Source organism: Pseudoduganella violacea (assembly GCF_014191875.1).
GTDB lineage: Bacteria > Pseudomonadota > Gammaproteobacteria > Burkholderiales > Burkholderiaceae_D > Rugamonas > Rugamonas violacea_A.
This window is the reverse complement of the sequence record NZ_JACHXD010000042.1, coordinates 1-2,496: the sequence shown is the minus strand read 5'-3', so window position 1 is coordinate 2,496 and position 2,496 is coordinate 1. Positions and strand designations below refer to the sequence as shown.

Annotated in this window: 3 protein-coding genes; all 3 read left to right on the top strand. The window is 64.7% G+C overall.

Annotated elements, in window-relative coordinates:
• The first annotated feature begins 93 nt into the window (after positions 1-93).
• From FHS03_RS27810 to tnpC, 3 genes are read left to right on the top strand one after another with little or no spacing between them, the layout of a single operon-like run.
• The gene (locus FHS03_RS27810; RefSeq protein ID WP_183444164.1) at positions 94-474 is read left to right on the top strand and encodes a transposase; all 381 of its coding nucleotides are present in this window, start codon (positions 94-96) and stop codon (positions 472-474) included.
• A complete protein-coding gene (gene tnpB, locus FHS03_RS27805; protein WP_183444162.1) occupies positions 471-818 on the top strand; it encodes an IS66 family insertion sequence element accessory protein TnpB in 348 nt (115 codons plus the stop codon). The genes FHS03_RS27810 and tnpB overlap by 4 nt, the downstream gene beginning before the upstream one ends.
• A gap of 29 nt (positions 819-847) precedes the next feature.
• Positions 848-2,413, top strand: coding sequence for an IS66 family transposase (gene tnpC, locus FHS03_RS27800; protein ID WP_183444160.1), 1,566 nt, complete (start codon positions 848-850; stop codon positions 2,411-2,413).
• Positions 2,414-2,496: the final 83 nt, after the last annotated feature.

The following is a 2,496-nucleotide window of genomic DNA, read 5'->3' as shown; positions in this document are numbered from 1 at the left end:
GTAAGCGTCTCGCCAGCGCCGTCTTCCATTGAGTGCAGCGCGTCGCCATGATTGAATTTGGGATGCAAATTGATTGTGTCCACAAATTTATTTATGGACACAATAATTCGACCAGTCACCACCAGGGCGAAACGCGGCCCGTATCGCCAGCATAGCGATGCATTCAAGCGCGCCGCCGTGGCGCGCACCTTGGTTCCAGGCGCATCGGTGTCGCTGATCGCCCGCGAATTGAAGATCAACACCAATCAGCTATTCAGTTGGCGCAAGCGTTTCGTTACCGAGACCGGGGATGAAGTCAAGGCGCCGAGCCAGTTGTTGGCCGTCACGGTAGTCGATACGCCGCCGGTGGCGGCCGCTCTCGCCAGCGGCTCATCTGGCGTCATTGTACTGAGCGTGGGCCAAGCTCAGTTGCGGCTGGAAGGCCAGGTCGACGCGGCCACGCTGACGCTGTTGTTAACCCGCCTGCTGCCATGATCGGACTGCCTGCAGGCACCAGGATCTGGTTGGCCGCCGGCGTTACCGACATGCGCGCCGGCATGAACGGCTTGGCCGCCAAGGCGCAAACGGCACTGGCCGAAGATCCCTTCAGCGGCCACGTGTTCGTGTTCCGTGGCCGGCGCGGCGACATGATCAAGGTGCTGTGGTGGAGTGGCGACGGCATGTGCTTGCTGGCCAAGCGCCTTGAGCGCGGCCGCTTCGTCTGGCCGCAGGCCGCCGACGGCACCGTGACGCTGACCCAGGCGCAGCTGTCGATGCTGCTCGAAGGCATCGACTGGCGCCGGCCGGAGCGCACCTGGCGGCCGCAGTCGGCCTTGTAAACATCGCGGTGCTCGCGTAAACTCGGGCCATGCTCAATCACGCCGACCTGCCCGACGATATCGATGCCCTGAAGGCGCTGCTGCTGGCGAGCGAACGTCGTGTTCAGGAGCGCGATGAGCGCGTCGCGGGACTGGAAGCACAACTGAACACGCGTGCCGCCGAAATTGAACATCTGAAGCTGCAGATCGCCCGGCTGCGGCGCATGCAGTTCGGCCGCAAGTCCGAGAAGCTGGACTACCAGATCGAGCAGCTCGAACTGCTGCTCGAAGACCTGCAGGCTGACGACGCCGAGGCCGAGCGCGAGATGCCGGCGGCCGATCCGGCACCACGTCAGCGCACGCCGCGCAAGCCATTGCCTGACCATCTGCCGCGCGACGAGAAGGTCCATCTGCCGCCTGGGGATGCTTGCCAAGCCTGTGGCGGCGCACTGCGCAAATTGGGCGAGGATGTGGCCGAGCAGCTCGAGTTCGTGCCGGCCAGTTTCCGCGTGATCCGCCATGTGCGTCCGAAACTGGCATGTACCTGCTGCGATGCCATCGTGCAGGCGCCCGCACCAAGCCGGCCGATTGCGCGCGGCATCGCCGGCCCCGGCCTGCTGGCGCACGTGTTGGTAGCCAAGTTCGCCGACCACATCCCGCTATACCGCCAATCGGTGATCTACGCCCGCGAAGGCGTCGAACTGGAACGCGCGCTGTTGGCGAACTGGGTCGGCGCCACCAGCGCACTGCTGCGGCCCCTGGTCGAGGCGATCCGGCGCCACGTGCTGGCCGGCCGTAAGCTGCACGCCGACGACACGCCGATTCCCGTGCTGGCACCGGGCAATGGCAAGACCAAAACGGCGCGGTTGTGGACCTACGTGCGTGACGACCGCGCATCCGGCGACGCCACGCCGGCGGCCGTCTGGTTTGCCTACACGCCGGACCGCAAAGGCATCCATCCACAAACCCACCTGGCCAACTTCAGCGGCGTGCTGCAGGCCGATGCCTACGCCGGCTTCAACGCGCTATACCTCGACGGTACGATCCAGGAAGCGGCCTGCTGGGCGCACGCGCGCAGGAAGTTCTACGATCTGCATGTGGCCAGGCCGTCGGCGATCACGACCGAGGCGCTGCACCGGATCGCCGAACTGTATGGGATCGAAGCCGAGATTCGCGGCAAGCCGCCGCATGAACGACAACTGGTGCGCCAGCAGCGAGCACACCCATTACTCGACGACTTCGGCAACTGGCTGCGCGCCACGCTCGAAAAACTGTCGCGCAAGTCGGACACGGCGGCGGCGATCCAGTACGCGCTTAACCTGTGGCCAGCGTTGCTGCGTTACTGCGACGACGGCATCATCGAGATCGATAATTCGGCCGCCGAGCGTGCGCTGCGCGGTGTCGCCATCGGTCGCCGCAACTATCTGTTCGCCGGCGCCGACAGCGGTGGCGAGCGGGCTGCCGCCATCTACTCGCTGATCGGCACGGCCAAGCTCAACGGCATCGATCCGGAAGCCTGGCTACGCCATGTGCTGGCCAACATCGCCGAGCATCCAGTCAACCGGGTCGATGACTTCCTGCCTTGGAACTGCGCAGCGCAGCTCCCCTCGGCTTAAAAAACACGCCGCTTCCCAGCGGTGTGATGTCATCATCAATCAATTCAGCCCTGGGCTCAAGACGGCGCTGGCTTTACGCTTAC

What these genes read in the sequence shown, in the direction of transcription:
- FHS03_RS27810 (WP_183444164.1), top strand. Translation starts at nt 94, where the DNA reads ATGGACACAATAATTCGACCAGTCACCACCAGGGCGAAACGCGGCCCG.
- tnpB (WP_183444162.1), top strand. Translation starts at nt 471, where the DNA reads ATGATCGGACTGCCTGCAGGCACCAGGATCTGGTTGGCCGCCGGCGTT.
- tnpC (WP_183444160.1), top strand. Translation starts at nt 848, where the DNA reads ATGCTCAATCACGCCGACCTGCCCGACGATATCGATGCCCTGAAGGCG.